The organism is Streptomyces sp. NPDC002054 (genome assembly GCF_040296685.1).
GTDB lineage: Bacteria > Actinomycetota > Actinomycetes > Streptomycetales > Streptomycetaceae > Streptomyces.
The window spans coordinates 70,686-86,089 of sequence record NZ_JBEOXT010000035.1; the positions used below are offsets into that span (position 1 = coordinate 70,686).

18 protein-coding genes are annotated in these 15,404 nt (G+C 69.3%); 13 read left to right on the plus strand and 5 right to left on the minus strand.

All coding sequences use genetic code 11. From position 1 onward, the window contains the following. The first annotated feature begins 4 nt into the window (after window positions 1–4). From ABT123_RS28570 to ABT123_RS28595, 6 genes are all read left to right on the plus strand, one after another. The gene (locus tag ABT123_RS28570; RefSeq protein ID WP_351319836.1) at window positions 5–1,111 is read left to right on the plus strand and encodes a hypothetical protein; all 1,107 of its coding nucleotides are present in this window, start codon (window positions 5–7) and stop codon (window positions 1,109–1,111) included. Next, window positions 1,111–1,959, plus strand: coding sequence for a hypothetical protein (locus tag ABT123_RS28575; RefSeq protein ID WP_351319838.1), 849 nt, complete (start codon window positions 1,111–1,113; stop codon window positions 1,957–1,959). The genes ABT123_RS28570 and ABT123_RS28575 overlap by 1 nt, the downstream gene beginning before the upstream one ends. Before the next feature lie 35 nt (window positions 1,960–1,994). After that, complete coding sequence (locus tag ABT123_RS28580; RefSeq protein ID WP_351319840.1) at window positions 1,995–3,695, plus strand: hypothetical protein; 1,701 nt, start codon at window positions 1,995–1,997, stop codon at window positions 3,693–3,695. Window positions 3,696–3,760: 65 nt separating this feature from the next. After that, window positions 3,761–4,663: a peptidoglycan-binding protein gene (locus tag ABT123_RS28585; protein WP_351319842.1), complete on the plus strand. Its 903-nt coding sequence runs from the start codon at window positions 3,761–3,763 to the stop codon at window positions 4,661–4,663. Window positions 4,664–4,729: 66 nt separating this feature from the next. Next, entirely contained in the window at window positions 4,730–4,993 is a 264-nt protein-coding gene (locus ABT123_RS28590; protein WP_351319844.1) for a hypothetical protein, read from the plus strand. Continuing rightward, the gene (locus tag ABT123_RS28595; RefSeq protein WP_351319846.1) at window positions 4,990–5,244 is read left to right on the plus strand and encodes a hypothetical protein; all 255 of its coding nucleotides are present in this window, start codon (window positions 4,990–4,992) and stop codon (window positions 5,242–5,244) included. Before ABT123_RS28590 ends, ABT123_RS28595 begins: the two co-directional genes overlap by 4 nt. Before the next feature lie 578 nt (window positions 5,245–5,822). On the opposite strand, the gene ABT123_RS28600 is transcribed toward ABT123_RS28595, so the two are convergent. Next, the gene (locus ABT123_RS28600; protein WP_351319848.1) at window positions 5,823–6,026 is read right to left on the minus strand and encodes a hypothetical protein; all 204 of its coding nucleotides are present in this window, start codon (window positions 6,024–6,026) and stop codon (window positions 5,823–5,825) included. Next, window positions 6,026–6,457: an ATP-binding protein gene (locus ABT123_RS28605; RefSeq protein WP_351319850.1), complete on the minus strand. Its 432-nt coding sequence runs from the start codon at window positions 6,455–6,457 to the stop codon at window positions 6,026–6,028. Before ABT123_RS28605 ends, ABT123_RS28600 begins: the two co-directional genes overlap by 1 nt. Before the next feature lie 243 nt (window positions 6,458–6,700). On the opposite strand from ABT123_RS28605, the gene ABT123_RS28610 reads away from it, so the two are divergent. From ABT123_RS28610 to ABT123_RS28635, 6 genes are all read left to right on the plus strand, one after another. Beyond that, window positions 6,701–7,555 (plus strand): helix-turn-helix domain-containing protein, encoded by an 855-nt coding sequence (locus ABT123_RS28610; RefSeq protein ID WP_351319852.1) that lies wholly within the window; start codon window positions 6,701–6,703, stop codon window positions 7,553–7,555. Between the two features lie 10 nt (window positions 7,556–7,565). Next, window positions 7,566–7,766 carry a DUF397 domain-containing protein gene (locus ABT123_RS28615; protein WP_351319853.1) on the plus strand — a complete coding sequence of 67 codons (201 nt, stop codon included), beginning with the start codon at window positions 7,566–7,568 and terminating at the stop codon, window positions 7,764–7,766. 754 nt (window positions 7,767–8,520) lie between these two features. Next, complete coding sequence (locus ABT123_RS28620) at window positions 8,521–9,342, plus strand: DNA glycosylase family protein (RefSeq protein WP_351319855.1); 822 nt, start codon at window positions 8,521–8,523, stop codon at window positions 9,340–9,342. 61 nt (window positions 9,343–9,403) lie between these two features. Continuing rightward, window positions 9,404–10,480 carry a radical SAM protein gene (locus tag ABT123_RS28625; RefSeq protein WP_351319857.1) on the plus strand — a complete coding sequence of 359 codons (1,077 nt, stop codon included), beginning with the start codon at window positions 9,404–9,406 and terminating at the stop codon, window positions 10,478–10,480. 4 nt (window positions 10,481–10,484) lie between these two features. Then, window positions 10,485–10,697 carry a hypothetical protein gene (locus ABT123_RS28630; protein ID WP_351319859.1) on the plus strand — a complete coding sequence of 71 codons (213 nt, stop codon included), beginning with the start codon at window positions 10,485–10,487 and terminating at the stop codon, window positions 10,695–10,697. Window positions 10,698–10,773: 76 nt separating this feature from the next. Further along, window positions 10,774–11,580 (plus strand): aminoglycoside phosphotransferase, encoded by an 807-nt coding sequence (locus tag ABT123_RS28635; RefSeq protein ID WP_351319861.1) that lies wholly within the window; start codon window positions 10,774–10,776, stop codon window positions 11,578–11,580. Window positions 11,581–11,712: 132 nt separating this feature from the next. Here ABT123_RS28635 and ABT123_RS28640 read toward each other — a convergent pair whose 3' ends face one another. Further along, a complete protein-coding gene (locus ABT123_RS28640; RefSeq protein ID WP_351319863.1) occupies window positions 11,713–12,996 on the minus strand; it encodes a geranylgeranyl reductase family protein in 1,284 nt (427 codons plus the stop codon). 97 nt (window positions 12,997–13,093) lie between these two features. Here ABT123_RS28640 and ABT123_RS28645 point away from each other — a divergent pair, with 97 nt between their 5' ends. Next, complete coding sequence (locus ABT123_RS28645; RefSeq protein WP_351319865.1) at window positions 13,094–13,615, plus strand: GNAT family N-acetyltransferase; 522 nt, start codon at window positions 13,094–13,096, stop codon at window positions 13,613–13,615. A gap of 29 nt (window positions 13,616–13,644) precedes the next feature. Here the strand turns inward: ABT123_RS28645 and ABT123_RS28650 are convergent, their stop codons facing one another. Further along, a complete protein-coding gene (locus ABT123_RS28650; protein WP_351319867.1) occupies window positions 13,645–14,556 on the minus strand; it encodes a glutaminase in 912 nt (303 codons plus the stop codon). Continuing rightward, complete coding sequence (locus ABT123_RS28655; protein WP_351319869.1) at window positions 14,556–15,251, minus strand: demethylmenaquinone methyltransferase; 696 nt, start codon at window positions 15,249–15,251, stop codon at window positions 14,556–14,558. The genes ABT123_RS28650 and ABT123_RS28655 overlap by 1 nt, the downstream gene beginning before the upstream one ends. Window positions 15,252–15,404: the final 153 nt, after the last annotated feature.

Consider the following 15,404-nt stretch of genomic DNA (forward strand, 5'->3'; position numbering starts at 1 on the left):
TCAGGTGACATCCCCTGCGTACCGCGTTGTTCTGTGCGACCTGCGCACCGATCAGGTGCTCGACATCCTGCCCGTGAACGACGTGTCGCTCGACGACTTCATCGGCAAGGTGGGCACCGCCTCGGCAACCGTCCCTCTGCCAAATCGCCAGATCGCGGCCCGCGCCCGCGCCGCTCTCGAACTCGGTCGAACGGCAATGTGGATCGAGCGCGGCCCTGACGTCTGGTGGGGCGGCATCCCTTGGACCGCCGACCTCGCGAGCGACGCCCGAGGCACCCTCGGCCTGCGGATTCAGGCCGGCGGGTGGGCGTCCTACCTCGATCACCGAGCGATCTTCCACACACAGCAGGCGAACCAAGTCGATCAGTTCGACATCGTCCGCGGCTTGCTCGACTACAGCGCAAGTCTGACCGGCGGCGATATCGGCATCGAGTACGACGCCGAGCAGCTCTCGGGCACGCTGCGCGACCGGACGTACCGCAGATTCGACCAGCCACGCATACGCGAGGTCATTGACCAACTCGCGAGCGTCGAGGGCGGGTTCGAGTGGCGGATCGCGAGCTACCGCGACACGGGCAGCGGCCGGCGCATCAAGCAGGTGCAGCTCGGGGCCCCCGTGATCCGTACGGGCGAGTCCGAGATCGTCCTCGACCACCCCGGGCCGATCCTCTCGTACGGGTGGCCCATCGACGCGACCGTGCGCGCCAACGTGTGGCAGTCCCGAGGCGCGAGCGAAAACCGAAACCAGACCGCCGAGTCACTGCCCATGATGACCGAGCTGCTCGTCGACGAAACGCAGCTCGCCGCCGGATGGCCGCGGCTGGACGGAACTTCGGACTACACCACCGTTACGGAGCCTGCCACGCTCGGCGCGCATGCCCGCGCGGACCTCGCCGCCGCGCTCAACCCGCGGCCGATTCCCGAGCTGACCGTCGCCCTCGACCGCGTCCCCCTTTCACCCGCCTTGCTCGGCGCGACCGTACGCGTGCGCATCCGGGATCTGTGGTGGGCCGAAGGGCTCGACCGCCGATACCGCGTTGTCGGCCTCGCGATCAGTCCGCCCCTGCGTGGTCGGCCCGAGACCGCGAAACTCTTCCTGGAGGCCGCCTAGTGGCAGCGATCCCCCTCGACCTACTCGACCGCATCCGCGAGCTTGAACGGAAGGTGCGCGAGCTCACCGGCCGCACTCAGATTCGCCCCGCCCTCAACGAGATCACGTCCGGACCCGTGAAGATCGCCGAGGGCGGATCGCTCGAAGTTCGCGCACCGGACGGGACCGGGATATTCGGCGTCGGACGTCTGTGGGATGGCGCCTACGGCGTGCAGGTGCAGCGGTCCGACGGGACGCTCGCCCTTATGGTCGGCGGATCGGGCGAGGGCTCGAACATGATCAGGACGTTCTCACGCGCGGGCGCCGTAATCATGATGGACGACTACTACAGCCGCGAGTTCCTCGGACGCCCGTGGATGCCGATTCAGCTCTTCCCTACGAAGCAGCAGGGGACCGAGGGCACCACCTATCAGTACGCGTGGGTGGGCGGTGCGCCGGCGCACAACGCCGTCGCAGTCATCACTCTGTCCAGCATCGCGAGCCCATCCGGCGGGCAGGTGCGCGTGAACATGATTCCGCCCGGTGGCGGCGAGGTAGAAGTCGCCGAGTACGACGTGCCGCCCCGCACGTGGGTGAACAAGACGATCACGCAGCCTCTGCACAGGGTCGGCTTTCAGGACTACGTGGGTTGGAACATTCAGCACCGTGTGACCGGGGCCGACAGTGGCATCGAGACAAGGGTCTTTCACGCCTACACCCGAAACACCTTCAGCGCGGACGAGGCACCCGACCCGCCGCCGCACGGGACCGCAGCCGCGGTACGGGGGTTCACCGGCGTTCCCGAGGGGGCGCCGCCCGAGAAGCCTTCCGCTCCCGCCGAGCCCGGGTGGCACACCATCGACGACTAGGAGGGCCCGCCCTGCTGCCCCCATCCATCCCCACCGTGACCGTGCGCGGTCGCTTCCTCGCCCCCGACGGCACGCCGCTGTCGGGGGCGATCGTTTTCCGCGCACCCGCGACGCTCACGTTTCCCGCGGCCGACGTCATCCTCGGCGGCCCGGTCACAGTCCAACTCGACGCGCAGGGCTCGGTCGAGGTCACCCTGCCCGCTACCGACGCCCCCGACATGGACCCCGTCGGATGGGCGTACGTCGTGACCGAGCAGCTCTCGGGAATCCCCGTGGGCCGCTCGTACAACATCGTGGTGCCCCGGGCGCAGCCCGAGGTCGACCTCGCCGACATCGCCCCTACTGACCCGAGCAAACCGAACTATGTCGGCGTCCCCGGACCCATCGGGCCGCGGGGCGTACCCGGTACCCCCGGATCGCGTATCTACAGCGGCGCCGCCGCCCCTGCGGCCGGCCTCGGTGTCGACGGCGATCTCTACGTGCGGTACGAGTCGACGACGTTCCTGAACGTCGCCTCGACGACCGTCTCGACGTGGCAGCGGACCGGCGGAGCATGGGCGCAGATCGGCGGCGACGTCCGCGGCGCGGCGATCTACGCCAACAACGCGACGACCCCCTCGACGAACACCAAGCCTGGTGATCTGTTGATCAGAACGGATACCGGCGACCTGTGGCAGCGCAACGCGTCCGGGTGGGGAACCGCGATCGGCAATCTCCGCGGACCGAAGGGAGACAAGGGGGACGCCGGCGCGACGGGGGCGACCGGCCCGGGCGGCGTCGTGCAGTCCGTCAACGGCAAGAGCGCCGCCGCAGTTGTCCTTACCGCGGGTGACGTGGGCGCCCTCGCGATCGCTGCGGCCGGTGCACCGTCGGGTGTGGCCACGCTCGGCACCGACGGCAAGGTACCTGCGGCGCAGCTTCCCGCCGCGGGCGGGGGCGCCGTCGATTCGGTCAACTCCAAAACCGGTGTCGTCGTGCTCACCGCGGCGGACGTCGGCGCCCTCGACCAGACCGCCGGCGACGCTCGGTACGCGCAAACCTCGGCCGCCGTCCTGCTTGCCGGAACGCAGACGATCAGCGGGTCGAAGACGTTCAGCAGCATTCCGTCGAGCTCGGCCGCGCCGACTACCGCGAACCACCTTGCGCGCAAGTCGTACGTCGACGCGCTCGGGGGCGGCGAGTGGCTCCCGTCCGACCACGGTCTCGCCGCGTGGGCATTCGACCCCGCGCTCGGCCAGTCAACCGCCCTCTACCCCGGCAGCGGCCCGATTCGCGTCACGGCCGTGATCCTGCGTGTGCCTGCCACGATCAACCGGGTGGTGTGGTTCGCCACGGGGTACGCCGGTGGTCTCACGTCCGGGTCGTGGGCTGCGATCTACGACTCGACCGGCGCGCGCGTGGCCGCGACCGGAGACATGTCCACCGCGGCGTACGAACCGCCAGAGGTCCATACGGCCGGCGGGGCGACGATTTCCTCGCCGCTCACAGCCGCGTACTCGGCGCCGGCCGGCGTCTTCTACGTCGCGTGGCGGCTCCAGTACAACACGTCGACCGGTGACGGGCCGATGCTGCTCGCCGCCGAATCCGGCGCGGGAGCGCCGCCGAACTTCTTCGGATACGGCACACCCGTAAAGCGCTTCGGGGTCTACACGATCGGCTCCGCGTCGGCCCCCGCCTCGATCAACGTCGGAACCATGGAGAACGGCGCCAATCGCTTCTGGGCCGCCCTCGCCTAACTCCCCTTTCCCGTACGCCCCGTGCCGCTCTGGCCGGGGCCTTTTTCATGCCTGGAGGCACCACAATGGCAGTCCCCTTCAGCCCTGATCGCCTCGTCGCGATCCTGCGCGCCGAGGGCGTGCGCGTCGTCGAGGTCGACGAATGGCGCACCCACAACCGCAACCACCGTGGCAGCTTCGGCCCGATCAACGGCGTGATGATCCACCACACCGTGAGCTCGGGCACCGAGTCGTCGGTACGCCTCTGCTACGACGGTTATGACGAGCTGCCCGGACCGCTCTGTCACGGCGTGATCGCCAAGGACGGCACCGTTTACCTGATCAGCTCGGGCCGCGCGAACCACGCCGGCGGGGGCGACCCTGGCGTGCTCTCCGCGGTCGTCGCCGAGCAGTCCCTGCCCGCGACGAACAAGCACGACGGATCGCCGGGCGCAACCGACGGAAACGCGCACTTCTACGGGTTCGAGTGCGTCAACCTCGGCGACGGACGCGACCCGTGGCCCGACGAGCAGCTCGACGCGATCGAGCGGACCTCGGCGGCGATCTGCCGCGCGTACGGGTGGTCGGCCGCATCGGTCATCGGCCACAAGGAGTGGAGCGACTGGAAGTCGGACCCGCGCGGGTGGTCGATGGACGACATGCGCGAGCGGATCGACCGCCGCCTCGGCCGGACCCCCGAGCAGCCCAAGCCCACCGAGCCCACCAAGCCCTCGGCCACGCAGTACGCGCCGTTCCCCGGCGCCGGATGGTTCCGGCAGAACCCCCGCTCTCCGCTCATCACTGCCATGGGTCGGCGTCTCGTCGCGGTCGGGTGCAGCCGGTACTCGCAGGGTCCGGGCCCCCAGTGGACCGAGTCCGATCGCCAGTCCTACGCCGCGTGGCAGCGCCGCCTCGGGTACTCCGGCGACGACGCCGACGGGTGGCCCGGCCCGACGTCGTGGGCGGCGCTCAAGGTCCCCAAGGTCTGACCCTGCCCCCTTGGCCCGCTCGCGACCGCGGGCGGGTCGTCCCCACCCTGTGGAAAAGGAACTCCCGTGACTGACGCTTCACGCCGTACCGTGCGCACGATCGTGCAGACCGTGCTCGCTTTCGCTGCGGGTCTGCCGCTGATCATCAATGCTGCGGGCATCCCGCAGACCGCCGCCGGCGTCGGCCTCGCCCTCGCCGTCGCGGGTGGCGTAACCCGCGTGATGGCGCTCCCGGTCGTCGAGGCCCTGCTGCCGCGATGGCTGCGCGCCGCACCGGACGCCGACGCCGAGCTGCTCGCCCTCGACCGGAACACCGGCGGGCGCCCGTGACCGACCCTTCCCCGTCCGACGTCGCCCTCGAACTGGAACGGCTCCGCTCTACAGTCGAGGCTGGGTTCGCCCGCATCGACGGATCACTCGCGCTGCTCGTGCAGCGGTCCGACCAAGTCGACCGGCAGCTCGCCGACCACGAGCAGCGGCTCGACGCGCTCGAAAAGACCCGGTGGCCGCTCCCGAGCGTCCTCGCCCTGGTGGCCGTGATCGGTCTCGCCCTCACCCTGTGGCAGACCGCCGCCCGCTGAACGCAGCGCGCCCCCGCCCCGGCCTTGTGCCGGTGGCGGGGGCGCCTTTCTTGTTTGGGGCAGGCGCAGGGCCCCCGCCGGTGCACTCGTCGGGGGCCCTGCGCTCGGGGTCACCGTGTGCGCGATCTACACGGCCGCGTGCACGGGAGGTGCTCCCCTTCCACCGCCGCCCGCCCCCGCGAGGGAGGCGCTATCCGGGCGGGCAGCGTGGTTCGTGGCGCGCGGTTTGGCGTGGCGCCCGCGCGGCGCCGGCGGCGAGATCCTCGGAGGGGGCGGCGCCCCGAACGTCGGGGCCGGTGGCGCCTCGGCCCTCGGGCCCGGTGGCGCCTCGACCGTCGGGAACGATGGCGCCTCGACCGTCGGGAACGATGGCCGCTCGATCTTCGGGGCGGGCGGCGCCCCAATGAAGACGACGACCGGCTCCCTCCAGCAGTAACACCGGTACCGCTTCCCGGGCCGGTCCGGCGCAGGGGTGACTGCCCGCCGCGCGCTCGGCATCGAGGCCCACACCGCCGTAAGCGCGAGCAGCCCCAGACTGACGCACACCGCGATCACGCCGACGACCACCTGATCGCTGATCATTCGGCCGCCTCCCCCACTGCGCCGCGGTCGCAGATGAACAGACCGAGCAGCTCGGCAAGTTCGATCGCGAGGCCGCGCGCGTCGCCCTCGGGTACCTCGCAGATCGGCGTGCGCTTCCTGTCGATCAGCCACACTGCGGGCGCCTCGCCGTCGTCACCCGGCCGGTAGATGGCGCCGATGTTCGTCTCGCGCCTCAGCATCACGCCGCCCCCTGGTAGCCGATGCTGAACCCGAGGCGCGGCGCGCCGTCGTCGTTGTCGCCAACGCCCAATTGGTCTGCGACCCTCGACACGAGGTAGAGGCCGCGCCCTGACTCGTCATGCCAGGGCGGCGCAGAGCTCGGCACCAGGGGCAGCCACCCGGGCCGGCCATCGTCCACCCACACGGTGACGTTGTCCGATCCAAGGGACACGTCCACCGTGATTCGGGCCGTGCGCGTGTGCTGGTAGGCGTTCGTCACTACCTCGGACACGCAGATTTTCAGGTGCTCGACGATGTCCTCGTGCCCGAAAGCGGCCACGAGGAGGGCTACGAGGTCACGCACGATCTTCGGTGCGGTCGCGGCACGAGGCACGACGAACCGATAGCTGACGTTCGGGCTGGACTGTGCGGGTAAGGCGCTGATGTTCATTTCGTCTCCCAACGCGGTCTCGACACGCGCTCACCATGCGTGGCATTGGCCGGCCCCCGGGGCGGGCACGCCAACAGGCGCCCCCACGGCTGCACTTCGGACTTACTGGCGTGGCGCGGTACTGCCCGGATCGTAGGGGGCATACATGCCCCGGAGCAAGGGTGCCCCCCTCTCCTGGTGACATCAGGTAGACCCATGGCACGGTTACGCGGCAGACTCAGGTCAACGACAGGAGAGGGGCCAATGCCACCGAGGGACAACCCGACCGCACGCCAACAGCGGCTCGGCGTTGAGCTGCGGAAGCTGCGGGAGCGCGCGGGCAAGACAGCTCGTGAAGCCGGCGGCCTGCTGTCGGTCGATCAGGCAAAAATCAGCCACATCGAGGCCGGGCGCATTGGCGTGAGCCCCGAGCGAATTCGCCGCTTGGCCACCTTTTACCAGTGCGACAACGAATCGTTGATCGACGCCCTGTCCCACATAGCCCTTGAGCACCGCGGCCAACACTGGTTTGACGAATACCGAGGCAAGCTTGACCCCGCATGGTTGAATATCGCCGAGCTCGAACACCATGCCGCGGCCATGCGATCAATGCAGAGCATCACGTTTCCAGGCCCGTTCCAGACGGAAAACTACGCGCGCGCCCTGTTCTCCGGCGCCACGCCGAGGCTACCCTCAGATGAGGTCGAGGCCCGCGTCGAGCACCGCTTGAAACGGTTCACGATCTTTGAGCGGCCGAACCCTCCGCAGTACACGGCGATCATCCACGAGGCGGCCCTGCGGATGCGGTTCGGCGGCCGCAACGTCGTTCGCGAGCAGCTCGAATACCTGCTTCAAGTCTCCAGGATGCCGGCCGTGAGAATTCTCGTAATCCCGTTCACAAGCGAGGATTTCATCGAGGTGACACAGCCGGTGCTATACGCGAGCGGCCCGGTTCCCGAGTTGGACACGGTGCAGATCGACAGCGCTTTCGGTGGGCGTTTCCTTGACGCCGAGGCCGAATTGAAGAAATACCGCACTCTGCTCGACATCGCCGAGCACGCTTCGCTCGACCCGGAAGAGTCGCGCAATATCATCCATCACATCGCAAGGGAACTGTGAGAAAAACGGCATGAGCGCATCCCCCATCAAGTGGCAGAAGTCTTCTTTCTCCGGAGGCGGAGGAGAAAACTGCGTCGAGCTCGCGGAGCACGACGGCAAGATCAAGATGCGCGAGAGTGACGAGCCAGGCGTCGTCGTCACCACGAGCCGCGACAAGCTCGCCGCCTTCATCGCCGGCGTGAAGGCAGGGGAGTTCGACCACCTGCTCTGAGCAGTGGCAGCCACCCCGTAGCAACTGTGCCCCCTGACCCCTGCGGTCGGGGGGCACACGCATATGCCAATCCCTGGCCGCGGGCATGTATGCCCCGGAGCACACTTGCCGCCCTGTCCTCGGTAGCAGTAGCGTCACTCTGCGCCGTCTCAATGGGTCGATCTCGACAAGGCCGTGCCCAATGCGGTGCAAATCTCCCCTGTCCTACGCCTGTTGGGGAGAACCACGAGGGGTTGCCCTCCGCTGCCGCTACCTGCCGAGCGACCAGTGAGGGGGCAACTATGTCACCCGCAGCCGGAGGGCGAGGGATGGGCGCAAGAACCAGTGTGACCAGCGTCAACGGGGCAACCTTGCCCGCTCTCACCACGCCCCACGAGTTCCTAGTCGGACACGGGTACCTACTTACCGTCGTGCGCTACGCGTCGCAGAACTCACGCCGTGCCGTGCCTGTCGAGGCGCCGCTCGTCCTCCCCACCGCGACGAGCGCCGTACGGGCGATGCGCGTTCAGATCCGGACGGCTCACGTGTTCGGCATGACCCCCCGGGAGAACGCTAGGGCTGTCGAGTGGTCGGATTCCGGTTGGCTCTACGCCCTTGGGCTCCTCAACTCGGGCCACCACTGCGGCTTCACCGTGGTATTCGGGAGCGGGACGGTCGCCGAGTGGTCGGTGCGCCCCTCGCAGTACCTCGAACTGCGGACGGCCGGCCCGTGCCGATCTCTCGAACACTGCAATCCCCGAACGGAATTGGGCTCATGAGTACGACGATCATCACGGAACACCCCGCATGGTTGACCACCGGCAAGGGCGAGCGTGCCCGCGTCGTCGAGCACCAGGGGGCCGCGTGGCTCGCCATCTGGAGCGACAAGGCCCGGCACCTGGCCCTGTGGCCTCTCACCGGTGACGCCGCCGCCGAGCAGCCTCCCGTCGCCTACACATCGTCGATCGAGCTGCCCGCAGCGCCGGACGGTGGTGAACCGCTGCTCGACGAGCTCGTGTCACTGGGCACGGTGGCTCGGCTCAACAACCCTTCGTTGTGGGACGCGATCGTTACCGCGCTGCTGCGGCAAGTCGTGACCGCAGGGCAGGCCCGGAAGCGGCACCACAGCCTCTACAGCGCGTACGGGCGCAGCTTCACCACGGCCGCCGGCGAGCTCTCCCTCGCCCCGACCCCCGAGGCCCTACTGCAACTCTCCGACGAGGGATACGCCGCCGTCGGGTGCAAGTTCAACACGAGCGCTCTGCGCGCCGCCGCCGAGGCATACCTCGACAGTGGCGACAAGTGGGCGACCCTCGACGCCGAAAGCCTGATCAAGGAACTCGTTGAGGTGCCCCGCCTCGGCCCGTGGACCGCGGCAGCAGCCGCGGCCGACTACACGGGCGACTTCTCGATCTACCCGCACGGTGACCTCGCCGTGCGCACGTGGGCCGGCAAAGCTGCACCCGGGCTCACCTTCCCGAGTTCCGACCGCGAGTTCGAGGCCCTTTGGCGCCGTTGGGCGCCCGCCCGCGCCAACCTGCACGCCCTGACCCTGTTCACACTCACATGGGGGGCCCATGCCGGCACCTACTCATAACCTCGTCGTCTCTCCGTTCCTCGACGAGTACCTCGTGTTACGCCCCGGGCACGACGATGGGGTGCAGATCCCGCTCGCCCGTTACCTCGAACTGAGCAAGGCCGCGAGCAACGGGGCTGCGGCTCCCCTTTGGCTCGTCGACGGCGCACGCCAGGCATGGGGAATCGCCCTGCCCGAACACCGTCCCCTTAGTGAGCGCGTCATCGTGCGTGCCCCCTCGGCATACGGCATGTCGCGTGCCTCGTGGGAGATCAACAAGGGGTGCGACTACGACTGTCCGCACTGCTACCTCGGCCTCAAGAAGTTCGAGGGGATGCCGGGCCCGGACAAAATCCGGTTGCTCGACATCATGCGCGACGCCGGCGTGCTCTGGCTCCAGATGACCGGCGGCGAGCCTCTGATCGACCGCGAGTTCCCCGAGATGTACTCATACGCTTACGACCTCGGGATCATGCTCACGATCTCGACGAACGGCTCGCAGCTCCACAAAGAGAAGATCCTCGACACGCTCACCGAGCGCCCGCCCCATCACCTGTCCTTGAGCGTCTACGGAGCCACCGAAGAGACCTACGACGGGTTCGTCAGGAACCGAGGCGCATTCGGCCGCTTCATCGCCGGACTCGACGCCGCCCGCGAGGCCGGCCTGCGATTGCAGCTCAACATCGTCGTCACCAACGACAACGCCGACGAGTTCGCCGCCATGGAACAGCTCGCCGAGCGGTACGGGCAGGTATACGTCTTCACGAATATGTCGCCCACCATCCAGGGCGACGCGACGCCGATCCCCGAGCAGGCCCTCAAGTACCTGCGTGCGCGGAAGCCCTTCACCGGCTGCAACGCCGGACACACGTTCTTCCATGCGGACCCGTTCGGCCACGCGTCCATCTGCAAGATCGGCCGCGAGCCGCACATCCCCCTCATGCAGGAAGGCATCGAGGGACTCAAACGCCTCGGCGGCATCGCCGACGGCCTACAGCTTCGCACCGGGGGCTGCGCCGGCTGCTCGTTCGGTCAGAAGGACGCCGACGGCAACCCGGGCGGCTGCACCACCTGCCGCCCCATGGCAAAGCTCTACCAGGAGGCGAAGGCACCGCGAAACATGTACTGCCAGCATCCCGACCCCGAACCCGTGAGGTGAACCCATGGCAACCGCCATTGAGCCCCGCACCACCAGCCGCGCGCCCGTGATGCTCTCGATCACGCCGCGCCCGACCGAGTCGGCCGCCGGCCCGCTCCCCGTCGCGATCACGTCCCGTCCGATCGCGGACGACGGATTCAGGATCACGAAGGACATCGGCTCGTTCTCCGAGGCCCTCGGCTGCTCCTGCCAGGCCGACGACGACCAGCCGTACTAGACCGCACCTGCACACAGAGCCGCCCCCGCCCGCGTAGGGTCGGGGGCGGCTCGCTGTCCACCCCCAGGAAGCCCCCATGCCCGTAGACCGCATCCACTGGGACGACCTACCGCTCGCCGCGCGCGCCGCCGTCGAGCAGCACACCGGCCCGGTACTGCACGCCTCAACCGCCGACGGCGGCGCAAACAGCGGCATCGCCGCCACCCTCACGACCGCCGCCGAGACCCTGTTCGTCAAGGGCGTGCCCACCGCTCACCCGCAGATCCGGACGCAGCAGCGCGAGGCGTCGATCAATCCGTACCTGCCCCCGTCATGTCCCCGGCTGCTGTGGCACGTACAGGCCGCCGGATGGGACCTGATCGGGTACGAGCACCTCGTCGCCCGTCACGCCGACTACGCTCCCGGCTCGGCCGACCTACAGCTCGTCGCCGTCGCCCTGCGCGAACTCCAGAGCACGCCCTGCCCAGACATCCCGCTCAAACGCGCCGAGGACCGGTGGAGCGGCTACGCAGGCCCCGCCGGCGTCGATCGGCTCGCCGGCGACACCCTGCTTCACACCGACCTCGCTCCGCACAATGTGTTCATCACAGACCGTGCCCACCTGATCGACTGGGCATGGCCCACCCGGGGCGCGGCATGGATCGACCCCGCAGTGCTCATCCTGCGACTCATGGAAGCCGGACACACGGCGGAAGCGGCGGACGCATGGGCCTGCGGACAGTTCCCGTCGTGGGCAGCAGCCCCGCACACTTCCGTCACCGCATTCTCCGAGGCCAACGCCCGAACCTGGGATGAGATCGCCCGGGAGGACCCGCAGGACTGGAAAAGGCACATGGGGCGGCTTGCCCATGACTGGGTGACCTACTGGCGCACCCGAACGTAGCGCCACCGCCCCCGCCCGTCGGCGCCCACTGAGGAGGCCGACGGGCGTTGTCATGCCTACGGCGCGAAAGGACTCGCGCCGTAGGCTGGAGCACCGAAGTTCAGCGGTCGTTCCGCTGTCTCGCTTGAATGATCACGAACGCGGAGCTACCTTCGTCAGGCCGTTGATGACCCGGTCCATCGCATCCCCGCCGGCCGGGTCGGTGAGGTTCGCCAGCATCTTCAGGGTGAACCGCATCAGCACCGGGTGGCTCAGCCCGCGCTGCGCCGCGATCTTCATGACCTTCGGGTTGCCGATCAGCTTCACGAAGGCCCGGCCCAGGCTGTAGTAGCCGCCGTAGGTCTCCTTCAGCACCTTCGGGTAGTTGTGCAGGGCCAGCTCGCGCTGCGCCGGGGTGGCCCGGGCATGCGCCTGGACGATGACGTCCGCCGCGATCTGCCCGGACTCCATCGCATAGGCGATGCCCTCGCCGTTGAACGGGTTGACCAGCCCGCCCGCGTCGCCCACCAGCAGCAGGCCCTTGGTGTAGTGCGGCTGCCGGTTGAACGCCATCGGCAGGGCCGCGCCGCGGATCGGCTGGGTCATGTTCTCCGGGGTGTAACCCCAGTCCGCCGGCATCGAGGCGCACCAGGCCTTGAGCACCTCGCGCCAGTCCAGCTCGCGGAAGGCGGAGGACGAGTTGAGGATGCCGAGGCCGACGTTGGAGGTGCCGTCGCCCATGCCGAAGATCCAGCCGTAGCCGGGCAGCAGCCGGTCCTGCGCCCCGCGCCGGTCCCACAGTTCCAGCCAGGACTCCAGGTAGTCGTCGTCGTGCCGCGGCGAGGTGAAGTACGTCCGCACGGCCACGCCCATCGGGCGGTCCTCGCGCCGGTGCAGGCCCATCGCCAGGGACAGCCGGGAGGAGTTGCCGTCGGCCGCGACCACCAGCGGGGCGTGGAAGGTGACCGCCGTCTTCTCCTCGCCCAGCTTGGCCTGCACCCCCGTGATCTGCCCGGTCCTCGGGTCCCGGACCGGCTCGCCGACGTTGCACCGCTCGTAGAGCCGGGCGCCCGCCTTCTGCGCCTGCCGGGCCAGGGTCTCGTCGAAGTCGTCGCGCTTGCGAACGAGTCCGTAGTCGGGGAACGAGGCCAGCTCGGGCCAGTCCAGCTGGAGCCGCTGCCCGCCGCCGATGATGCGCAGGCCCTTGTTGCGGAGCCAGCCGGCCTCTTCCGAGATGTCGATGCCCATCGCGACCAGCTGCTTGGTCGCCCGCGGGGTGAGCCCGTCACCGCAGACCTTTTCACGCGGGAACGCCGTCTTCTCCAGCAGCAGGACGTCCAGTCCGGCCTTGGCGAGGTAGTAGGCGGTGGTCGAGCCGGCGGGCCCGGCCCCGACGACGATCACATCCGCGGTGTGTTCGGAGAGGGGCTCGGTCACTGCGGGATCTCCCGAAGGCTCGATTAGGGGTGCCGAACGGCACGGGACATGTGCAGTCTATGCAGCGAGAGAGATCGCGATCAGAAGGGCTACCCCGTTGACTGGCTCGTCCCCCTCGCCGACCCGGCCCCTCCCCGTCGTCCAGCTGCGCGTACCCACCGACGAGGATGCGCACGCCTGGCACGCGGCGTTCTCCGACCCCGATGTGATGGAGTTCCTCGGCGGTCCCGCCGAGCTCTCGGCGTACCAGGAGATCACCGCGCGGCAGCGCCTGCACGACGCCCGCCACGGCTTCTGCCTGTGGACCCTGCTGGACGAGGAAGGCCAGGTCATCGGATTCACCGGCGCCCAGCCGTGGCCGCACGCCTGGGGCCCGGCCGGGGAGATCGAGATCGGCTGGCGGCTCGGGCGGGACCACTGGGGGAAGGGCTACGCAACGGCCGCGGCGACGGCCACGGTCGAGCGCGTCCGGGCGGCGGGTCTGCCGCACGTGGTCGCGATGATCCACGCCCGGAACGAGCGCTCGGTGGCGGTCGCGGAAGGGCTGGGCATGGAACTCGCCGAGGAGCTGACCACCCCGTCCGGCCGCCCCGTCCGCTGCTACCGGCTCAGCCTCTGAATGGGCTTTGAAAGGACTCTGGAAGAGTTCTAGAAGACGGACAGTCCGGTCAGGGTCGTGAACAGGTCCAGCGCTGCGACCCCCGCCACCGAGTTGCCCTGCGCGTCCAGCCCCGGGCTCCACACGCACAGCGTGCACCGGCCCGGCACCACGGCCACGATCCCGCCGCCCACCCCGCTCTTGCCCGGCAGCCCGACCCGGTAGGCGAACTCCCCCGCCGCGTCGTACGTCCCGCAGGTCAGCATCACCGCGTTGATCTGCTTGGCCTCGCTGCGGGTCAGCAGCCGGGTCCCGTCCGCGCGCAGCCCGTGGCGGGCCAGGAAGCGGGCGGCGAGGGCGAGATCGGCGCAGCTGGTCTCGATGGAGCACTGCCAGAAGTAGTGCTCCAGCAGGTCCGTGACCGGGTTGTCGATGTTGCCGTAACTGGCCATGAAGTGGGCGACGGCGGCGTTCCGGTCGCCGTGCTCCTGCTCGGAGGCGGCGACCTCGGCATCGAATGCGAGCTCCGGGTTCCCGCTCTCCTGCCGGAGGAACTCCAGCAGCTCGCTGCTCGCGTCACCGGTGAGGGTCTGCAGCCGGTCGGTGACGACCAGCGCGCCCGCGTTGATGAACGGGTTGCGCGGGATGCCGTTCTCGTACTCCAGCTGCACCAGGGAGTTGAACGGGTTGCCGGAGGGCTCCCGGCCCACCCGCTCCCACAGGCTGTCCCCGCCCTCCGCGAGGGCGAGGGCCAGCGCGAAGACCTTGGTGACGGACTGCGCGGAGAACGGAGTCCGCCAGTCCCCCACCCCGTACACGGTGCCGTCGAGATCGGCGAGGGCCATCCCGAACTGCCCCGGGTCCACGGACGCGAGGGCCGGAATGTACGCGGCCGGGGTGCCGGAACCGACCAGCGGAGCGACATCGGCCGCGATCCGCTCCAGCACCGCCTGGTAGTCCACTACGCGCCCTTGAAGCCTCTGTGCAGCGCCACAATGCCGCCGCTCAGGTTCCGCCACGCCACCCGGCCCCAGCCGGCCTTCTGCAGCAGCCCGGCCAGCGCGGGCTGGTCCGGCCACTCGCGGATGGACTCGGCGAGGTAGACGTACGCGTCGGGGTTGGAGGACACCGCCCGGGCCACCGGCGGCAGGGCGCGCATCAGGTACTCGGTGTAGACCGTCCGGAACGGCGCCCAGGTGGGCTGCGAGAACTCGCAGATCACGACCCGGCCGCCGGGCTTGGTCACCCGGTACAGCTCGCGCAGCGCCGTGTCCGTGTCCTGGACGTTGCGCAGCCCGAAGGAGATGGTGACGGCGTCGAAGGTGTCGTCCCGGAACGGCAGCCGGGTCGCGTCGCCGGCGGTCAGCGGCAGCCACGGGTGCTTCCGCTTGCCCTCCCGGAGCATCCCGAGCGAGAAGTCGCAGGGCACGACGTACGCACCGGTGGCGGCGAAGGGCAGCGAGCTGGTCGCCGTACCGGCCGCCAGGTCCAGCACCTTCTGGGCGGGACGCGCGTCCACCGCCCGGGCGACCTCCTTGCGCCAGAGGCGGGCCTGGCCGAGCGAGAGGACGTCGTTGGTGAGGTCGTAGTTCGCCGCGACCCCGTCGAACATGGAGGCGACTTCGTGCGGCTGCTTGTCCAGGTGTGCGCGGGTCACTGGCGTTCGGCCTCGCTCGTCTCGGTTCGGGTGGAGTGCCTGCCCCATTCTGGCAGGCGGTACGGAACGGCTGCGGCACCCCCCGGGGGGAACCGGGGCCTGCCGATCTCCGTCTACAGGCATGAGGAGCCAGCTGTTCCGAACTCGTACCGA

Coding starts and splice junctions, on each gene's coding strand:
- ABT123_RS28585 (WP_351319842.1), top strand. CDS start 3,761: ATGGCAGTCCCCTTCAGCCCTGATCGCCTCGTCGCGATCCTGCGCGCC.
- ABT123_RS28635 (WP_351319861.1), top strand. CDS start 10,774: ATGCCCGTAGACCGCATCCACTGGGACGACCTACCGCTCGCCGCGCGC.
- ABT123_RS28615 (WP_351319853.1), top strand. CDS start 7,566: ATGAGCGCATCCCCCATCAAGTGGCAGAAGTCTTCTTTCTCCGGAGGC.
- ABT123_RS28630 (WP_351319859.1), top strand. CDS start 10,485: ATGGCAACCGCCATTGAGCCCCGCACCACCAGCCGCGCGCCCGTGATG.
- ABT123_RS28600 (WP_351319848.1), bottom strand. CDS start 6,026: ATGCTGAGGCGCGAGACGAACATCGGCGCCATCTACCGGCCGGGTGAC.
- ABT123_RS28620 (WP_351319855.1), top strand. CDS start 8,521: ATGAGTACGACGATCATCACGGAACACCCCGCATGGTTGACCACCGGC.
- ABT123_RS28605 (WP_351319850.1), bottom strand. CDS start 6,457: ATGAACATCAGCGCCTTACCCGCACAGTCCAGCCCGAACGTCAGCTAT.
- ABT123_RS28610 (WP_351319852.1), top strand. CDS start 6,701: ATGCCACCGAGGGACAACCCGACCGCACGCCAACAGCGGCTCGGCGTT.